Genomic DNA, 17,801 nt, shown 5'->3' with positions numbered 1-17,801 from the left:
AAGTTTGTTGCCATATTGTTGGGTTCGTGGTAATTGGTCCTACGATTACGATTTTAATATCGCGGTTGTTTAATTAACGAACAGTCACATTCATTGCTTCTATTGACATAATTACTTCGATTTGGATTGGAGATTCAGCTAATGAGAATGCATACAGATCCCAAAGGAGATGCCTACAAGCAAGTCATTGATTTAGCGATACGAAATTCGGAATGTTTTGTACTTAGCGAAAGACTATGGCATCTTGCAGATGGGGAACAGAAGCTATACACAAGCGTGTTAGCAGCGTTAGAGCCTTACCTGGTGAAAACAATCATCATCCAAGGCGAGAATATCGAAGATGTTATTCAAATTAAAAAAGAATATCGCAGCCATGCTTTTTACACCGCGGGAACTTATTATTTGTATAAATGCTGTGAAGAAAGCGGAAATTTACTGAAACAGATGGCAAATCAGTTGTCGGATTGGATATTCCCTAAACTTCCGGAAGACTTATGTTTCTTGAAAGAAGGTGGTGGAGACTACCTTTATTCGATTGTCCATGAAGATCAGTATGGGATGGATGTAACCGAGGAAGAAGCAATGGGATTGATGGATGAAATGACAGGACTTTTTCTAAAAATAGCGGCTCACACGAACTTTGATCGTTTACTAGACGATGCCATTAAACATAAAACGGATAGGCTGTATATTAGTCGACATCAATTGACAGAGTTGCCTGAGAGAATCCGGGAGCTTACGGAGCTGCGCAAACTAGACATTTTTGAACAAGATCTTTACTACTTACCTGAGGCGTTGTTTGAGTTAAGTAAGCTTGAAAGCTTGACAATCCAAACAGCTGATTTAGCGTATATTCCAGCATCCATAGCGAAGTTGAGGAACCTAAGCGTACTTTGCATCCAATGCGGAAGCTCTGATCGACCGACTCCAGAATACAAGATAAAGCCGAAGGAAGAAATCAGCCTAACCGCCTTGCCAGCAGAAATTGGAGAGCTTGAGAAACTGGAACAATTAACGATCCAATATACCTCGATACATGACTTGCCGGTCGAGCTAATGAAGTTGAAGAAGCTGCGATTATTAAATGTAGCCATGTGTATGATTGATCGGAAGCCTGATTTTCTCAATGAAATGGAGCAATTGGGATATATAAATTTGTCTCGAGATTCGTTGTGGGAAAATGAGTGATTAGAGTTGTGAGTGAGGAGCTAGCCATGCGGCAGCTTCTTTTTTTTGGCGTGATGAGGTGTGAAGCCGAAACAATTACTCGCCAAATGAGTCAAATAATGGAAGGTGTCATCGCGCATCATGGAATCTGTTTATCGAAGGAGGTAAAGATGGCCTATATTCGTTTGATTGTTTTGGTCCTGTTCGTTGAAGTTATAATAACCTTGGCAGTCAGTTTGGGTATTTACTTTGGATTTTCGATCTATCCGTATACACTGTCAACGTTAACGCCATCAGGGGCTGCTGTTCACTCAGCAGGTTTTAATGCAACGATTCCTTTGTATATGCCTTCACTTGCTGATTTGAAAGTTCCATATACGTTTCTAAGGGTAGCCACTCCTGCTTGGGGAATCGTAGCATTCCTAGTCACTGCCGCCTTAATGGGTGTTCAAAGTTTTATACGAGGTATGTATCTAGGCGGGCTGAAAGGATGGGCGCTGAACCAAGAGAAAGTTCCACTGCTTGTATATGGGCGCAGATATTTCGGTGATATGATCGCATGGACGATTTTTCAATTCGTGACTGGCGCGGCGATGATCTTCTTTGCAGCGGCTTTTTTTCCAATTGGAATCATCTTGATAATAGTTTTAATGTGTTATTCACTCACGCCATATATCATCGTTCTCGAAAATATCAGCTTTAGTACTGCTTTGGCAAAGGCAACGGGTACGTTTAGGCGGAATTTTGGTGCCCTGCTGCCACTCGCGTTGCTTGCGATGATGTGCACGCTAATTGTGAGTTTGTTCCGTTCACTAACACCACCGTGGGGATATGCAGTGCCGTTGCTCGCATACGCATGTATGGGAACTTTGTTGATAGGTAAGCTTATGAAAATACTAGCGGATAAGCTTGGGATTAACCCTGAGCAACAGAGTACGATGCAGCTAACTGATGATGAAATTCGAACTCGCGGCTTGGTCAACGTTGTGATTGTGCTGTTAATACCAGTTTTACTCTTCACAGGGATATTTACTGCTTCAGGAAAGCATTTATGGTTGTTCGACTTCGGTAGTAAAAAGCAAATCGAAGGTATCTCGTATATGACAAGTTTCTCCGATGTGTATTATGCGTCCAAGACGAGGTATACAGCTTATTTGTGGCAGTCAGCCGAATACAGTATGTCAATAAAGCTTCCAGATTTAACCGGCGAACGTAAGCCAGACGAATTGCGAGGCATAGCAGAAATCACGTGGCGGATGGATGAGAATAATCACAGGTTACAAGGGACTTCACTTCAAATTGCTGAAAATCCCAACTTACACAAGAGCCAGTTGATGTATCGACTTGTCAAAGAGACAGCTAAGAATGGCAATGTTTATTATTCTAGTTTGAGAGGCTCATCTTCAATACTGCCTGGTGATGTGGAACCTCGTGAGCCATTGTCCGTGCAAATCATGGTCAGTGGAGATGGCAGTCAACTATTTGTTATACAGTACCCAACGCGCTTCGATATTTCGCCTGTATTCCGTGTTTCGGATGATGGGAAATATGTGATCACAGGAACAAGCCCAGTAAATCCAATGGATTTCCACACCTATTGGTTCACCGCAGATCAACGTATCGATCACATGTTCAACTTACTGGCTGCCAAAAACCAATTGAATGACATTACCATGTTTAACCGAGCTTACCTTGCACTCGCTTCTGCGATGCAGGAGGGAGATGGAGGTACGGTCGTTAAAGTGCTTGAGATGATGCGGAAGTCCGGCGTAGACGTGAAAGCACCCGATTGGGATATCCCGACATGGACGGATCATTTACATCGTCGATATCAAGCTGCAAGCTTGCCTAATTTCCTAGAACTGCTGTCGAAGGCAGGCATTCAAGGGGGTTATGAAGTCACAGAGATATCAGACAAAATTGAGGATAAGGTCGGTGTTTACCGTCTGGAGGTACCGTTCCCTGATGGCGTTATACCGATAACGTATAAGGAATCTAAGGTAGATGGCAAGCTGTTGTCTATCCAAGTCATGGAGTAGACAATCATTTGATACGAGGGTGCACTCAAAGCCATGTATGTGGCGGGGGCACTCTTTTTTAATTTTAGAAAAAATTTATGAAACAATAATAAAACGCTAAAAATCAATAATGTTTTATTGTAAAACGATAAATTATATGTTAAAGTCAAATCAATAATTATGAAAAGAGGTGCTTTTGGTGAAACAAGGAACAACATTATTTTTGAAAATCGTCGTATTTCTTATTGGCCTTCCTGTGCTTGCCCTGTGCATATTCGTGGTGCCGGAGCTTGGGAGATATGCAGTGGAGTTGTATCCAGGCAAGACGTATTTGCAATATCTCTTTTACATTGATATCTATGCTTCAGCGATCCCCTTTTATTTTGCGTTGTATCAGGCTTTCAAGCTGTTAAGTTATATCGATAAGAATGTTGCCTTCTCAGAATTATCTGTCATAGCATTGAAAAATATCAAATACTGTGCCAACGCGATCAGTATCTTATATGTGGTAGGCTTGCCGATCTTATATCTGATTGCGGAGAAAGATGACGCCCCTGGTCTCATCGCCATCGGTCTGATTATTATATTTGCTTCCTCCGTGATTGCTGTTTTCGCCGCTGTTCTTCAAAGGCTTTTGCAAGAAGCGATCGATATCAAATCAGAAAATGACTTAATAGTCTGAGGTGAATAATATGGCGATAATAATCAATATTGATGTGATGCTGGCTAAAAGAAAAATGAGCGTGACAGAACTTTCGGAAAGGGTTGGCATCACGCTAGCTAATCTGTCTATTCTGAAAAATGGTAAGGCAAAGGCGATCCGAATTTCCACGCTGGAAGCGATATGTAAGGCTTTGGATTGTCAGCCAGGTGATATCTTAGAATTCAAAAGTGACGAAGAAACGCTAGACTAATACGTTTGGTTAATAAACATGGAGGAGGGATACTTTGTGGACAATAATAATCTGATCATTAAACATATGGGCAACCCCCATGAGCTTGAGCGAATGTTTAGAAAAGAACCTGAAGCTTTCAGAAAAATATTCGCTTACGCTTGGGAGCAAAATCCCAATTCGCAGGTGCTTGCAACTTGGTATGAGAGATTGCATTTCCAAGAAGATGTACATACAGAAAAGGCGTCCTTATTTCAAAAGGACTTCTTTATCATGGGCATTTTGGCGATATTGGCAGGGATCATCACACGGATCCTTTTCCATTTTGTCGAACAAGAGACAATCGCTCCAATCAATCTTGTTTTTGGTGTGCTACCATTTATTGCGGCCTACTTTGTAGGTAACAATCCCCCACGGCGAAATGTTATTTATACACTTGCAGGGTTATTTCTTGTCTCCATCATATATGTGAATGTACTGCCACTAGAGCAGAATGACAGTATATTGTTATCTTATATACACCTTCCTATTTTCCTATGGGTGTTAGTTGGGCTTGCTTTTACAGGAAATGAATATCGTCGTGGCAGCGTCCGATTAGCCTATCTTAAATTTAATGGTGAACTTGGCATTCTTTACGCGACTATGGCCATAAGTGGTGTATTGTTAACAGGTTTAACTATGCAGCTATTTAGATTTGTAGGCATGGATATCTCAGAATTTTACTTTAAAAATGTTGTGTTATTTGGAGCTGTTGCACTATCTCTTGTGGCGACATATCTCGTTTCTCGCAATCTAAAACTTGCCAAAAATATCGCGCCTTATATCGCCAAAATTTTCAGTCCGCTTGTGTTGGTAACCTTGTTGGTCTATCTCATAACAGTTATGGTGGTTGGGAAAAATCCATTCTTGGATCGGGATTTTCTCCTTTCCTTCAACGGAATACTGCTTTGTGTACTAGCCGTTACCATTTTCTCCATTACAGAAAGCGGTACAGATGAGAAAAAGAATATTTCGGATTATATAAACTTTGCTTTACTTGTGCTAGCACTTATAATTGATAGCGTGGCAGTATCAGCCATCGTATTCAGGCTTTCCTCTTATGGGATTACGCCAAACCGGATTGCTGTTCTAGGTGTCAATATATTGATTTGGGCTAATCTTATTTGGATTATGGTTTCATATCTGCTTTTCTTACGAAATAAAACAGGACCTTCTACCATCCAAGACGCCGTAACGAGGTATCTACCAGTCTATGGAATTTGGGCTGCTTTTGTTGCATTTACGTTTCCTTTTATTTTCAAATAAAATAGCTATTCCAATGGAGTGTAACCGACATGGGAAAAGAACGTTTAAGACCAATTTACAATGCTGGTGAATCGCTGTTGAAGGAAATTCAACGTACGATTGTCCCAGTGGATGGGGTAGCAATCTGGAGTTTGGGTCAAGCCGGGGCTTTGATAAAAGGCGGTAGTTCAGACGAAGTCATTTGTATCGATCCTTATCTAAGTTATTCAATTGAATTGGAATATCCTGATACGGAATTTAAAAGGGAAATTCCACCGCCGCTTACGCCTCAGGAGCTAGATGTAAACATCGTATTGCTCACGCATTTCCATAATGATCATATGGATTTAACTACGATCAAAGGTGTTTCTGAGGCTCATCCAGAGACGAAATTCGTGGCACCAGCTTCACATGTGAATTTGCTGCATGATATAGAAGTGGATGCAAGCAGAATCATTGCTGCCAAGCAAGAGCAGGTGATTTCCGGACGTGGTGTTACCATAACTCCTGTTGCGGGAGCGCACACAGCCTATGAAACGGATCAAGATGGGAATCAGTACTATTTGGGTTATTTTATCGAAATCAACGGAGTGAGAATCTTCCATACGGGAGACACGGTTGTCACACCAGCGTTGATCGAGCATGCCAAGCAATTTCAGCCTCATGTAACACTTCTTCCAATAAATGGAGGCGATTACGCACGGACCTCAAGAGGAATTGTAGGCAATATGAACTTCCGTGAAGCGGCAGATTTTGGCGTTGAGATTGGGTGCGATCTACTAATCCCTATCCATTACGATATGTTTTCCAATAATCGTGATAATCCGGCCTACTTCGTTGATTATTTGTTCCACACGTATCCTGCGCAGAAGTTCCATATGATGTCCGCGGGAGAGCGATTTATCTATTTTAAATAATTGAAATAGATTGAAATGAAAGGGCTGTCCTATGGCAGTTCTTTTTTGTGTTTCAAATAAAAGATCCACTTCGTTGTAATTCCTTGGTATATTAAATAGGGAGAAATGAACTTATAAGCCGTTAGGGAGGAATGTACATGTACACATTTGGATGGTGCAGTGGGATTCAAGAAGCGGAGAGACTTAAACAATTGGGCTTTGATTATATCGAATGCGCGCTCGTAGCATTAAATTTAGAGGATGAGGCGGATTTTGCCGCCAAGCTTCCCATGTATTTGAACAGTCCGCTTCCCGTACAGGCATTCAGTATATTTTTCCCAGGAGATTTGAAAGTGGTCGGTCCAGAAGCCGATGAGGAAAGAATCAGACGTTATATCCATAAAGCTGCAAGCGCTTTAAATAAGATTGGAGCCACAACAGCCGTTCTCGGCAGTGGAAAAGCACGTCAAATTCCGGATGGTTGGGATCGTAATCGCGCAGAGCAACAGCTTCTTCAGTTACTAACACGAATCGGAGATGAGTTCGAAGGAACAGGTGTTACACTGGCCATTGAACCCTTGAATCAAAAGGAATCCAACATCGTGAATACGGTTTCGGATGCAGTGATGTTGGCCAAGCAGGTTAGTCTTCCTACGATTCGAGTTTTGGCAGATTTCTATCATATGGATGAGGAGCAGGATCCGATTTCCACCCTGATTGAAAATAAGGATTGGCTCCAGCATATTCATCTTGCGGATACGGGACGGTTGTCACCTGGCACAGGTGAATATCCCTATGATCATTTCGCGGCAGCGTTGAAAGCATCTGGCTATGCGGGGATGATTTCAGCGGAGTGTACCGTTCATGATCCAGAGAAAGAATTCGCGGCAAGTTTAGCTTTTATGAGAGCGAAGTTCATGTAGAGATCCTACCGAATTGAAAAGGATTTAGCTAAAAGGGGTCGAAATATACAATACCGAGTAATTAACTGTGATTTCATTTTCGGGAATTAGGCAGATAAGGTTGTGACGCAATGTTAAAAGACAAAATTCTTAGAAGAGAAACAGGTATCATTACTTACGGTATGACACCTCCTAAGGAAACGCATTCGCTAGAGAAAATGGCTGAAATTTCACACAAACAATGTGAGAGACTTCAGAAACTTCAAATAGATGGCTTAATTCTCTATGATGTTCAGGAGGAAAGTGATCGTATCGATCAAGATCGTCCTTTTCCCTATTTACAGACGGTTGACCCGACTACGTATAGTAAGACGTACTTGAGCAAGTTACATATCCCGAAAATTATTTATCGATGTGTGGGGAAATACACAGAGGAACAGCTGGCGGAATGGATTCAAGCTGATCTTGAAGAGGAGCGATTCTCCGTATTTGTTGGGGCATCTTCCAGTAAACAAGATGTTCAAATGGGTCTTCCAGAAGCATATGCGTTAAGCAGAAAGCTGAATGACAATCTAACTTTAGGGGCCGTGGTAATCCCCGAAAGACATATGAAAAAAGATGATGAACATCTCAGAATGATCAACAAAATAGCGAGTGGCAGTCGTTTTTTCATTTCACAAGCGACATATAACGTTGAAGCGTCCAAGAATTTCTTATCGGATTATTATTATCATTGTAAAGAAAATAAGCTCGATATGGTGCCAATCCTCATGAATATTGCACCGTGCGGCTCGACGAAGACGCTAGAATTCATGAAATGGCTTGGGATCTCCATTCCCAAATGGTTGGAAAATGATTTGAAATATTCGCATGATGTCTTGGATAAATCAGTATCGGTTTCCCAACAAATATTTGAGGAAATTTTTGAATTCGGCCTTGAAAAAGGGATTCCGATCGGGTGCAGTGTTGAAAGTGTCTCCACACGAAAAGTTGAAATCGAAGCTTCAATTCAATTGGTGCATGAAATCAAAGCTATGATGGCGAAGAAGATGAGATCATCGTTTGTTTTTTAAGAGTATGCAAGAAGAAGGAGCAGATCTGCGTTAGCAGATGCTCCTTGTTTTCATTTTAGCGAAACTCTATGTGAAGTAGATCAGGGCTTGTCAACGCGAGTTGGCTTTGTGGAGGATTGGAAGTAAAATAAGGTTGAAAAGAGTTTTTCAAAATCGGAGAGGATGAGTTAGGAATGGCCATTAACCATGAATCTCAAATTGGAGAAGTTCTGTCAACCAGTCGTTATGCAACACATTCTTTTAGTAAACAGACGTTCGAGGGCATTCGGCTCCTGGCTGGACTAGGCGTGGAAGGCGATGCACATATGGGAAAGACGGTAAAGCATCGTTCACGTGTTGCACAAAATCCGAATCAACCCAATCTTCGCCAGGTTCACCTCATTCATTCGGAGTTATTCGACGAATTAGTACGTTCAGGTTTTCACGTAAAGCCCGGTCAATTGGGTGAAAACATTACAACACGTGGCATAGATTTACTTGGACTGCCAACCGGAACAAAGCTAACCATCGGTGTGGAAGCTGTCATTGAAGTTACTGGACTACGTAATCCATGTGCACAAATCGATCATTTCCAGTCAGGGTTGTTGCAAGCCGTATTGGATCATGATGAAAATGGCAACCTCGTCCGTAAGGCCGGAGTGATGGGGATCGTGTTATCCGGTGGAGAAGTTCGAGTTGGTGATGAAATCCGCGTTATCCTACCTGTGGAGCCATATCGTCCACTCGAACGAGTATAGAGAATGAAAGGAAATCGGTATGAAAACAATAGGATTAATTGGTGGTATGAGTTGGGAATCCTCTTTGCTCTATTACCAAATCATCAATCAGCGGGTAAAGGAAAAGTTAGGTGGGCATCATTCGGCCAAAAGCCTCATGTATTCGGTGGATTTTCATGAGATCAAAACGCTCCAGCATGAAGGTAAGTGGGAGGAAGCGACTAGAGTCATGATCGAGTCGGCTCAAAAACTGGCATCCGCCGGTTCAGATTGCATTGTGATTTGTACGAATACGATGCACAAGATGGCCAAAGAAGTTGAAGACGCCGTATCCATCCCGTTACTTCATATTGCGGATGCAACAGCCAATGAGATTGTAAAAGCTGGTATTAAGAAAGTGGCTTTACTCGGTACAGCCTTTACAATGGAACAAGATTTTTACAAAGGCAGACTTGTAGACAAATATGAGCTGGAAGTCCTTGTCCCTTCTGCAGAGTCTAGGAAAATTGTTCATGATATTATCTACGAGGAGTTATGTCTCGGAACGATAAAGGAGGATTCCAAGCAATCCTATATAGAGATCATCCGAGATTTAGTTAATGAAGGGGCGGAAGCGGTTATTTTGGGCTGTACGGAAATTACACTTTTAATATCTCAGCAGGATGCGACGGTTCCTTTATTCGATACAACGAAAATTCATGCTGAATATGCGGTTGATTTTGCATTAAAGGACGTTGAGCATGATTTATAAAATAACGACTCAGTGGGATGAAGCACTTTGGGAAAAAGCGGAGCACGTATATAAAGAGGCTTTTCCTGAACACGGTAGAAAAAATCGCGCACTCATTCGAAGTATGTTCGAAAGAGGTATTTGTATGCTGCACACGTGGAGCCTTGATCAGGATGTGGTGGCAATGGCACTTACCGCGTTGAATACCAAAGCACGCATTCTTATTATCGATTATATTGCGGTTCGCCAAGAGCAACGAGGTCATGGTGTAGGTTTGGCATGTATGCGTGACATTCGAAATTGGGCAGAGAACGAAGCAGGTTGTCTGGGTATCGTCATTGAGGTCGAGGCGGAACCTTCCAAGGAAAATGCGGATCGGATTCGATTCTGGGAAAAAGCTGGATTTCATTTGACCGATTATGTGCACACCTACATTTGGGTCCCTGAAACCTATCGGGCCATGTACTTGAGCTTGGGAGCGTTCGAACAGCATGACGGGAGACAATTGTTCGATTATATTACCGAGTATCATGAGAAAGCTTATCGTGTAAAAGGGTAATGAGAATAGCCCACTCCTTGATTAGGAGGGGCTATTTCTGATAATCTTTTTGGTTGCGCTATATTTGAACAGCATCCGTAATAGTGGTGGTACCGCAAAGAATATGAAAAAAGTGCGAAATAACTGATAGCCAACAACGACGGATAAATTAGCATTAATTTCGTGAGCGATGATCCCCATCTGGTCCATTCCTCCTGGTGCGAGACTGAGTAAGGCCGTTGATTTGGAGATGGCATGCAGCTGCATAAAGATAAAACTGAGTCCAAATGAGCCTAGAAGAAGGACTAGACTACTGCCAATTGCAAGCGAAATGATCCGAACCTTGTGGTTGAGTTGGGCTGGTTTGAGCATTAATCCAACCTGGATACCAATCATGATTTGTGCTGCATTAATTATACTTGTTGGCAGCGCTGGTCCATGAAGTCCAAGTAGTTGAATGATTGCGGTACTGAAGGCAGGTCCGAGCAAAAAGGCAGTTGGAAATTTGACTTTATTACCTAGAAGTGCACAACTGATACTGACTACGGCGAATATGAAGATATTCGGTGTTAGGGCACCCCAGCTTGCTGTCGTAGTCGTAATCGATTGAATCAGAGTTTCAACGGAATGCTGATTACCCATGATCGGACTAAACACTAGTAACGGTACACTGATAACGATCATCATGAGGCGAATGACTTGCAAGACGGTCACGATGGTTAAATTGATACCCTCTGTTTCTTCCGCCAAAATAACCATTTGTGTAAGACCGCCAGGGATGCTTCCGAGCAATGCCGTTTTGAAGTTAATCCGAGATAGCTTGGAGATGAAGTAGGCAAGGAATACGCAGAGTAGCATTAAGAGCAGTGTCATGAGCAGCATAGAAGGCAGCTGAATCGCCATTTCATGTAAAGCTGTCGCGGTCATGGAGAGACCAATCGTATACCCGACAATGATGAGTCCTGCATTTCTAATTGGGGTAGGCCATGCATATCGCTCTTTGAACACAGTGGAACCAATGAATACCGCGATCATCGGTCCAAGCAGCCATGGGATGGGAATATGTATAAGTTGGAACAAGTAACCACCTAACAGGGCAGTAATGAGAGCCAGGAATAGCTTAATGGGCTTATGTAGGAAGATCTTATTCATTACCATGGTTCCAATTCACCACCTTGACAGAACTGTACTTATGTTAGCACAGTTCTACTAAGCGTTCAAATACGTTACAATTTTGTTAATTAAGCCTTAAAACCAATACGGAAAGTCGAGGTAAGTCATCATGATCTTAAGAAGGATGTATCGTGCTGAATGGCAATTAGGGATGAAAGACGCCGGTGTAAAAGCACTAGAACTAGACAAACAAGCACAATTGTTGGTAGAGCAAGGTGAGCTAATGACAGCTGCGGCATTCGTCTGGCGGGACAACCTATTCCTCTATTATGAGTGCATGAGCCGAGAGGTATTGCCTGATGAAGTGGCTGGAGCTGCGATGCCTTTTTTGAAGGAATGGCCAGGACAGGAACAGCCTCGCAAGTGGATATTAATGATTGATGTGTTTCATTTTAACGAGCCTGCAAGCGCGGAGCACTGGTTGAGAAAAGAACCCGTGGTATCGCGGGTGGGAAGGGTTGCTCATTTGAAACCAGAGATGATGAGCAGTTACATCTATTATCATTATCAGCTGCAAGAGGAGCGTGCTTTTCACGGGGAAAAGTATGAAATCATTGCAATGCATGAGAACTTGCTATTCGGTTATCAGGAATTTCCCAAAGTGATTGAGGAGCCAGTTGTGACAGGACGTCTAAGCACGAAAGGGACTCCCAAGAATTGGAACGATTCACGGATGGATCTGCATTTTCAGCCATGGGAAGAGGATGGACATCTATATTTTAAACCGATTGATCAAGTGTTTGCTTATTATGTTGGTGATCTGAAAGGATAAGGGGATAGTACGGTGAATTTTAAATTAATGGATTTGCGAAATCATCTTAATGAGTTGAAAGAAGTAGAAAAAAATGCGTATTATGAGTTTCTAAAGGTATCGTCAATGAGTGTAGGCTTATATAAATTGAATAAAGGTGAACTGGATAAACAAAAGCCACATACAGAAGATGAGGTTTATTTCATCATTGAAGGTGAAGCATCGTTTCAAAATGGAGATACAATTACACAAATAAGCAAAGGGGACGTTCTATTCGTAGAGGCTCATAAAGACCATAGATTCTTTAATATTACGGAAGACTTAACTACTTTAGTTTTCTTTTCGCCTGCAGAACACGCCAATAAATAGTGTGCGAATGTAAAAAGACACCTGAGGGGTGTCTTTTTTGTGAGGTGAATGTTCCAGGAGTGTTTACGGTGCTGCGAAACGGAACTACGTTCTGTAACTTGGCGTGGTGCAGAGATATCGTGCTCCAAATTGGGAATAGTCCATAAATGAAGGCTGAGATAATCGAAAAATCAGACTATCTCAGAAGAACTCAGCGGCTTAGGGCTGAGATAGCCATTGACTTATTTACTTATAAAAACATTATCCATATAGTAGACGCCCGTAGCATCAGCGGCGACGCCAACTTTTAACCGACTGACATCGGACGCTGCTGTATTTTTGAAGCTGAATTGATTGGCTTTCTTAGCGCCATTGACGTATATGTCGAACTTTTTGGTATCGGTGTTCATGATAACTTTGATATCATACCAGGTGCCACTGGTGATGGGTTCAATACTCGAAAGCGTTGTTGCACCATCATATACCTTTAAGAAATTGCCTTGTAGGCCCACATGCAAGGCTGCTCTGCTCGAGCTGTCATACACAATGAAGTCTTTCCAATTAGCATCTTCTGTCCGTATTGTCTCATGCCAAGAAAGGGTGACAAGTCCTCCTTTTTTCCAATAGTCCGTCGCATGATCGACAATAAAGGAGCGCCATTTGCCGAGATCGGAAGCATTCGTCACGTTGTATAAAAGATCATAACCAATCAACGCCGGGTATTTGCCAGTCAAATTATAGAGGTGATCAGTCTCTAAGTAGCCATAATTTTGCCCTCGTACGTACTGTCCAGAGATGATTTGATTATTCGTTTGGACGGTATCGAAATAATTAAGAACATCTTGCACAGCTTGCGTCGCATTAGGATTAACAGGGGTTGCAGCATGAGCAGTTGGTGCACCTAACGATGGTAAACCGGAACCGAGCAGGACCACAATAAGTGTTGTGGCAAGTAATTTGGACAACCATGTGTTCAACATTCGTAATTTCCTCCTAGAGTGGATTGGTTTTAGTGAACTGTTTCGACTCATTCATTGCATTGTCTTAATAGAAAACGTTTACATTTATTTAGTTATTATCTTCCCTCCTCTGATGCGAATGGTACAATTGTAAATGCTTTGAATGGGGAAGAAGTCTAATTTTTTTGGAAACAAGTTATGGATCTTCGGATGTTAGCACACTTCTATAACCATCATGCTCTGATGAATATGGGCTTGACATTCCCGTGGATCCCTTGTAAGATATTGAAAAATTCATATCGAAATATTAATGAATGGGACAGTAATTCCTAACGGACAGTCACAGCGAGCCGGGTCAGTGTAAGCCGGTACGGATGTTAAGAATGAAACGGACCCAGGAAATGGTTTGCCGAAAATGAGAGTAGGTAAATCCGGTCTCACGACCGTTACGAAACAGAGGGGTTAAACCAGAGGTTTAACACTTAGAGTGGTACCGCGGGAATTTTCAGCTCTCGTCTCTTTTATAGAGACGGGGGCTTTTTATATTTTCTAGAAAATGATAGGAGAGAAACGCTATGTTAAATTATAAGCAATATTTTGCAGAGAAAATTACATCGGTACTCACGGGTTTCGAGGTACAGGACATGATGGCATGGATGGAATACCCAGCGAATCCGGATCAAGGTGATCTATCTTTACCATGCTTCCGACTAAGCAAAACCCTAAGTAAGTCACCACAAGTCATTGCTGAAGAGTTAAAAACAACCCTAAAAGACGAGCACATTGACGAGATGAATGCCGTATCCGGTTATCTAAACATTTTTCTCAAGAAGTCTACATTTGCAGAATCTCTTATTCGTCATATAAGTCAAGCTGGAGATGGATATGGATCACAGAAGTTGGGACATGGCAAGACGGTGGTGATTGACTATTCTTCTCCGAATATTGCCAAACCCTTTCATGTTGGACATTTGAGATCCACGGTGATTGGCAATGCGTTATATCATATCCACGCCTTTCTTGGATACAACTGTGTGGGGATTAACCATTTAGGCGATTGGGGGACACAGTTCGGGAAGTTGATTGTTGCTTACCAACTGTGGGGCAGTAAAGAGGCTGTAACCCTTAGAGCTATCGATGAGCTTCTCGATCTGTATGTGAAATTTCATGAGGAGGCTCAGAAAGATCCAGCTTTAGAAGATCAAGCTAGATCTTGGTTTACGAAAATGGAGCAGGGTGATCAAGAAGCCCTAGCTTTGTGGCAGTGGTTTATTGAGATCAGCCTTACCGAATTTCAGAAGATTTACAACCTGCTAGGTGTCAAATTTGACGCATTTCAAGGTGAAAGCTTCTACAATGACAAGATGGAGCCCGTCATACAGGAGCTGAAAGAGAAGCAGCTTTTGGTAGAAGATGAGGGTGCTTTATTAGTTAGGTTAGATGATTTTGGCATGGCTCCAGCATTAATGCTGAAGAAAGACGGCAGTTCCCTGTATCATACGCGTGACCTAACGGCAGCTATTTATAGAGCGGGTAAGTACGAATTTGAGAAATTGATCTATGTGACGGATTATGCTCAAAATCTTCATTTCCAGCAGTTGTTTAAGGTTGTTGAATTAATGGACTATGCGTGGTCCTCCAAGCTTGAGCATGTCCCATTTGGCCGCGTGAGCATTGAAGGAGGGAGCTTGTCAACACGTAAGGGTAATGTGATAAGACTGGAGAACGTGCTGGAGCAATCCATTCAGAAAATAAGGGATGTTATCGAAGCGAGAAACCCAAACTTGGCGAATAAAGCTATAGTTGCTGAGCAAGTTGGTATTGGAGCAGTAATATTTAACGATTTGAGTGCGAATCGAATTAAAGATATTGATTTTTCATGGGAGGAAGCTCTTAATTTCGATGGTGAAACGGGGCCCTACGTGCAGTACACCTATGCAAGAACATGCAGTGTACTGAAGAAAGCGGTATTGGCTGACAGACATGCGATGCAAACAAATGAGGTAGTCGGAGCTAATTTGCATAATAAAGAGGCCATGGCGGTTATGAAAATGCTCTATTTATTTACGGAAAAAGTAGAGCAGGCCATGGTAAAGCTCGAACCCTCGATCGTTTCACGTTATCTCATTGATCTTGCCCAAGCATTTAATCGCTTTTACCATGCCTGTTATATCTTAGTGGAGGATGCACAGTTACGTGAAGCACGACTAGCACTGGTTCAATGCGTTCAAATTACGTTGCGTAATGGCTTGAAACTTATTGGATTGCAAGCTCCTCAAGAAATTTAATGACATTAATCATTAATAATAAATTAAAATAGGCTGAGCGAAATGAATTGGTAAAAATCCTCATTCATGAGAGATTTTCTTAGGGGGAATACTATTTGGCAATACAAGGTTTAACCCTTAAGGAGCTGGTTTGTCGTGCTAAAGCGAGCTGCTGCGATTGTTTCGACATGCTTATTGGCAAGTGGATGCTTAGGAAGTACGGCTACGCCTAAAGATCCTAGCATGGAAGCGAAGCAAGTCGCACCCTTTGTCCAGATGACGTCTCCACCGATACAACAATATCATTCGACCTCAAAGAAACAAGCAGAATCAGAAACCAAAGTCTCTCAGGTTACGCTTGCTGCAATCGGGGATATCCTCATCCATGATAAAGTTTATATAGACGCGAAGCAGAAAGATGATACGTATAATTTTAATCGCATTTTCAGCGGGGTGTCGAACTTATTACAAGCACCAGATATCCTTGTTGCTAATCAAGAAACGATGATTGGTGGCAAGGATCTTCGGCTATCCAGTTATCCAACATTTAATAGCCCTCACGAAATTGGAGATGCTCTGAAAATAGCGGGAGTGGACGTCGTTACGGTTGCCAATAATCATGCGCTAGACCGTGGCGAAAAGGTCATTCAAAGCGCACTCACTTATTGGGATACTCTTGGGATTCCCTACACGGGTGCATTTAAATCCCAGAACGATCGGGACCATATTCGGACGGTTACGCGAAATGAGATTACGTTCTCCTTCTTAAGTTACACCTACGGAACGAATGGGATATCAACACCAAAGGGAAAGCCGTTCTTGGTCAATCGGATCGACGATTCCCAAATTCGTAAAGATGTGGAACAAGCCAAACAATTGTCGGATGTCATCGTGGTTGCACTTCATTGGGGAAATGAATATCAACGATTTCCGGATGCCAGCCAAACTAGTCTTGCTCAAAAACTAGCGAACATGGGGGTTCATATCATCATTGGGAACCATCCGCATGTCTTACAACCGCCTGCTTGGGTAGAAGGGAAGCAAGGGCATCGAGCCTTTGTTATTTATTCGCTGGGCAACTTTCTATCCGCTCAAATCAACTTATATAAGCAAATAGGTGGCATGGCAACCATTGACGTGTTGAAAACCACTAAAGAGAATATCAAAAAGATTGAGCTCATTAAGCCCAGCTTTCTTCCAACCTATACGTACAGTCAGCAAGGACGTCATTTCCAAATTATTTCAATGGATAGGTTAACCAATGATCAACTTAAACATGCTAAATCTCACTATGAACTGATAAAAAAACATATGCGAACCCATATGCCTGAACTGGTCATTAAGTCGTCAATGTGAGAAGTCAAAAACACCGCTCCTTAGCAGGGCGGTGTTTTGCTTTGCTATCAATTACGATGAGGATTCATCCTTCGGAGTCGCTTTAGCGAGATTCGACTTCAATGCAGCTTTCTTAGCTGCCAATTCTTTCGCGATATCTTTTTGTAGACGATCACTTGTCTTAATCTCTTCGTTCAGCTTATTTACGCGTGACATTTTGCTGCTCAAATCACTATGTGACTGGCTTAATTTCATATCTCGCCCAATCTGATTAATTTTGGCTTGGGCTTGTTCTTTCTTTTTCTTCGCGTTTACCTGTTTGCTTTCAAGGTCTGCAATTTCTTTTGTTAACTGAGTAACAATTGTTTTCGTAAAGCTAATGGCCATTCCTACACCCCGTATCCATTTCATGTAGCTGAGACACCATTTTACTATAAAAGGCGGCGCTAAGCGAGGAATAGCCCTATGAATTTATTATCTTAACCGTTATTTCCACCCTTTTGCAGTTATGGTTTGCTTTTTGCGATTAAAAAGCCTTTTGAACAAGCTTACTTGTTTTTTACGTCTGAGAGTGAGGCGAACACCTTCGATTAGCAGTAAAGACCTTAATGAATCGCGACGATTAAGTGTGTGTAATCTTTTAATAAACTGCTCGTCCATGTCGATCATCCTCCCAAATGTATGCACAATAGTTAAGAACCTCAACAGTAAACCTTACTTTATTATAAATTCAATAGACGAAAATATTTGT

19 protein-coding genes and 1 other annotated feature are annotated in these 17,801 nt (G+C 42.0%); of the genes, 15 read left to right on the top strand and 4 right to left on the bottom strand.

Features of this window, described 5'->3' with window-relative positions; genetic code table 11:
- The first annotated feature begins 141 nt into the window (after positions 1–141).
- The 11 genes from L6I86_RS03260 to L6I86_RS03210 all read left to right on the top strand — a co-directional run bounded on the left by L6I86_RS03260 (position 142) and on the right by L6I86_RS03210 (position 10,238).
- Positions 142–1,188: a leucine-rich repeat domain-containing protein gene (locus L6I86_RS03260; RefSeq protein ID WP_236284553.1), complete on the top strand. Its 1,047-nt coding sequence runs from the start codon at positions 142–144 to the stop codon at positions 1,186–1,188.
- Positions 1,189–1,274: 86 nt separating this feature from the next.
- Positions 1,275–3,206 (top strand): hypothetical protein, encoded by a 1,932-nt coding sequence (locus L6I86_RS03255; protein ID WP_236284551.1) that lies wholly within the window; start codon positions 1,275–1,277, stop codon positions 3,204–3,206.
- 178 nt (positions 3,207–3,384) lie between these two features.
- Positions 3,385–3,867, top strand: a complete 483-nt coding sequence (locus L6I86_RS03250; RefSeq protein ID WP_236284549.1) for a DUF2975 domain-containing protein — start codon at positions 3,385–3,387, stop codon at positions 3,865–3,867.
- Positions 3,868–3,877: 10 nt separating this feature from the next.
- On the top strand, positions 3,878–4,099 hold the full coding sequence (locus tag L6I86_RS03245) for a helix-turn-helix domain-containing protein (RefSeq protein ID WP_236284547.1): 222 nt from the start codon (positions 3,878–3,880) through the stop codon (positions 4,097–4,099).
- Positions 4,100–4,135: 36 nt separating this feature from the next.
- Entirely contained in the window at positions 4,136–5,383 is a 1,248-nt protein-coding gene (locus L6I86_RS03240; protein ID WP_236284545.1) for a DUF4153 domain-containing protein, read from the top strand.
- 29 nt (positions 5,384–5,412) lie between these two features.
- Positions 5,413–6,279: an MBL fold metallo-hydrolase gene (locus L6I86_RS03235; RefSeq protein ID WP_236284544.1), complete on the top strand. Its 867-nt coding sequence runs from the start codon at positions 5,413–5,415 to the stop codon at positions 6,277–6,279.
- Positions 6,280–6,416: 137 nt separating this feature from the next.
- A complete protein-coding gene (locus L6I86_RS03230; protein ID WP_236284542.1) occupies positions 6,417–7,181 on the top strand; it encodes a sugar phosphate isomerase/epimerase family protein in 765 nt (254 codons plus the stop codon).
- 110 nt (positions 7,182–7,291) lie between these two features.
- The gene (locus L6I86_RS03225; RefSeq protein ID WP_236284540.1) at positions 7,292–8,233 is read left to right on the top strand and encodes a methylenetetrahydrofolate reductase; all 942 of its coding nucleotides are present in this window, start codon (positions 7,292–7,294) and stop codon (positions 8,231–8,233) included.
- A gap of 173 nt (positions 8,234–8,406) precedes the next feature.
- Positions 8,407–8,970 carry an MOSC domain-containing protein gene (locus tag L6I86_RS03220; RefSeq protein ID WP_236284538.1) on the top strand — a complete coding sequence of 188 codons (564 nt, stop codon included), beginning with the start codon at positions 8,407–8,409 and terminating at the stop codon, positions 8,968–8,970.
- A 19-nt stretch (positions 8,971–8,989) separates the two neighbouring features.
- Positions 8,990–9,700 carry an aspartate/glutamate racemase family protein gene (locus L6I86_RS03215; RefSeq protein WP_236284536.1) on the top strand — a complete coding sequence of 237 codons (711 nt, stop codon included), beginning with the start codon at positions 8,990–8,992 and terminating at the stop codon, positions 9,698–9,700.
- Positions 9,690–10,238 carry a GNAT family N-acetyltransferase gene (locus L6I86_RS03210; RefSeq protein WP_236284534.1) on the top strand — a complete coding sequence of 183 codons (549 nt, stop codon included), beginning with the start codon at positions 9,690–9,692 and terminating at the stop codon, positions 10,236–10,238. The genes L6I86_RS03215 and L6I86_RS03210 overlap by 11 nt, the downstream gene beginning before the upstream one ends.
- Positions 10,239–10,259: 21 nt before the next feature.
- Here the strand turns inward: L6I86_RS03210 and L6I86_RS03205 are convergent, their stop codons facing one another.
- Entirely contained in the window at positions 10,260–11,375 is a 1,116-nt protein-coding gene (locus L6I86_RS03205; protein WP_236284532.1) for an AbrB family transcriptional regulator, read from the bottom strand.
- A 139-nt stretch (positions 11,376–11,514) separates the two neighbouring features.
- Between L6I86_RS03205 and L6I86_RS03200 the strand changes: the two genes are divergently transcribed.
- Positions 11,515–12,162 (top strand): hypothetical protein, encoded by a 648-nt coding sequence (locus tag L6I86_RS03200; RefSeq protein ID WP_236284530.1) that lies wholly within the window; start codon positions 11,515–11,517, stop codon positions 12,160–12,162.
- 12 nt (positions 12,163–12,174) lie between these two features.
- The gene (locus tag L6I86_RS03195; RefSeq protein ID WP_236284528.1) at positions 12,175–12,510 is read left to right on the top strand and encodes a cupin domain-containing protein; all 336 of its coding nucleotides are present in this window, start codon (positions 12,175–12,177) and stop codon (positions 12,508–12,510) included.
- A 221-nt stretch (positions 12,511–12,731) separates the two neighbouring features.
- Here the strand turns inward: L6I86_RS03195 and L6I86_RS03190 are convergent, their stop codons facing one another.
- Positions 12,732–13,469: a glycosyl hydrolase gene (locus L6I86_RS03190; RefSeq protein WP_236284527.1), complete on the bottom strand. Its 738-nt coding sequence runs from the start codon at positions 13,467–13,469 to the stop codon at positions 12,732–12,734.
- Between the two features lie 280 nt (positions 13,470–13,749).
- Positions 13,750–13,971: a binding site (T-box leader), on the top strand.
- A gap of 52 nt (positions 13,972–14,023) precedes the next feature.
- Here L6I86_RS03190 and argS point away from each other — a divergent pair.
- Positions 14,024–15,736: an arginine--tRNA ligase gene (gene argS, locus L6I86_RS03185; protein WP_236284526.1), complete on the top strand. Its 1,713-nt coding sequence runs from the start codon at positions 14,024–14,026 to the stop codon at positions 15,734–15,736.
- 135 nt (positions 15,737–15,871) lie between these two features.
- On the top strand, positions 15,872–17,071 hold the full coding sequence (locus L6I86_RS03180) for a CapA family protein (protein WP_236284525.1): 1,200 nt from the start codon (positions 15,872–15,874) through the stop codon (positions 17,069–17,071).
- 51 nt (positions 17,072–17,122) lie between these two features.
- Here the strand turns inward: L6I86_RS03180 and L6I86_RS03175 are convergent, their stop codons facing one another.
- A complete protein-coding gene (locus tag L6I86_RS03175; protein ID WP_236284524.1) occupies positions 17,123–17,461 on the bottom strand; it encodes a hypothetical protein in 339 nt (112 codons plus the stop codon).
- 75 nt (positions 17,462–17,536) lie between these two features.
- A complete protein-coding gene (locus tag L6I86_RS03170; protein ID WP_157257061.1) occupies positions 17,537–17,710 on the bottom strand; it encodes a hypothetical protein in 174 nt (57 codons plus the stop codon).
- Between the last annotated feature and the right edge of the window lie 91 nt (positions 17,711–17,801).

Source organism: Paenibacillus allorhizoplanae, assembly GCF_927798215.1.
Classification (GTDB): domain Bacteria; phylum Bacillota; class Bacilli; order Paenibacillales; family NBRC-103111; genus Paenibacillus_E; species Paenibacillus_E allorhizoplanae.
This window is presented reverse-complemented; position numbering and strand designations above follow the sequence as displayed.

Excerpts from the sequence above, each read along its gene's own strand:
- L6I86_RS03190 (WP_236284527.1), bottom strand. The coding sequence starts at position 13,469 with ATGTTGAACACATGGTTGTCCAAATTACTTGCCACAACACTTATTGTG.
- L6I86_RS03255 (WP_236284551.1), top strand. The coding sequence starts at position 1,275 with ATGAGTCAAATAATGGAAGGTGTCATCGCGCATCATGGAATCTGTTTA.
- L6I86_RS03200 (WP_236284530.1), top strand. The coding sequence starts at position 11,515 with ATGTATCGTGCTGAATGGCAATTAGGGATGAAAGACGCCGGTGTAAAA.
- L6I86_RS03210 (WP_236284534.1), top strand. The coding sequence starts at position 9,690 with ATGATTTATAAAATAACGACTCAGTGGGATGAAGCACTTTGGGAAAAA.
- L6I86_RS03215 (WP_236284536.1), top strand. The coding sequence starts at position 8,990 with ATGAAAACAATAGGATTAATTGGTGGTATGAGTTGGGAATCCTCTTTG.
- L6I86_RS03205 (WP_236284532.1), bottom strand. The coding sequence starts at position 11,375 with ATGGTAATGAATAAGATCTTCCTACATAAGCCCATTAAGCTATTCCTG.
- L6I86_RS03235 (WP_236284544.1), top strand. The coding sequence starts at position 5,413 with ATGGGAAAAGAACGTTTAAGACCAATTTACAATGCTGGTGAATCGCTG.
- L6I86_RS03260 (WP_236284553.1), top strand. The coding sequence starts at position 142 with ATGAGAATGCATACAGATCCCAAAGGAGATGCCTACAAGCAAGTCATT.
- argS (WP_236284526.1), top strand. The coding sequence starts at position 14,024 with ATGTTAAATTATAAGCAATATTTTGCAGAGAAAATTACATCGGTACTC.
- L6I86_RS03170 (WP_157257061.1), bottom strand. The coding sequence starts at position 17,710 with ATGGACGAGCAGTTTATTAAAAGATTACACACACTTAATCGTCGCGAT.
- L6I86_RS03225 (WP_236284540.1), top strand. The coding sequence starts at position 7,292 with ATGTTAAAAGACAAAATTCTTAGAAGAGAAACAGGTATCATTACTTAC.
- L6I86_RS03220 (WP_236284538.1), top strand. The coding sequence starts at position 8,407 with ATGGCCATTAACCATGAATCTCAAATTGGAGAAGTTCTGTCAACCAGT.
- L6I86_RS03175 (WP_236284524.1), bottom strand. The coding sequence starts at position 17,461 with ATGAAATGGATACGGGGTGTAGGAATGGCCATTAGCTTTACGAAAACA.
- L6I86_RS03230 (WP_236284542.1), top strand. The coding sequence starts at position 6,417 with ATGTACACATTTGGATGGTGCAGTGGGATTCAAGAAGCGGAGAGACTT.
- L6I86_RS03245 (WP_236284547.1), top strand. The coding sequence starts at position 3,878 with ATGGCGATAATAATCAATATTGATGTGATGCTGGCTAAAAGAAAAATG.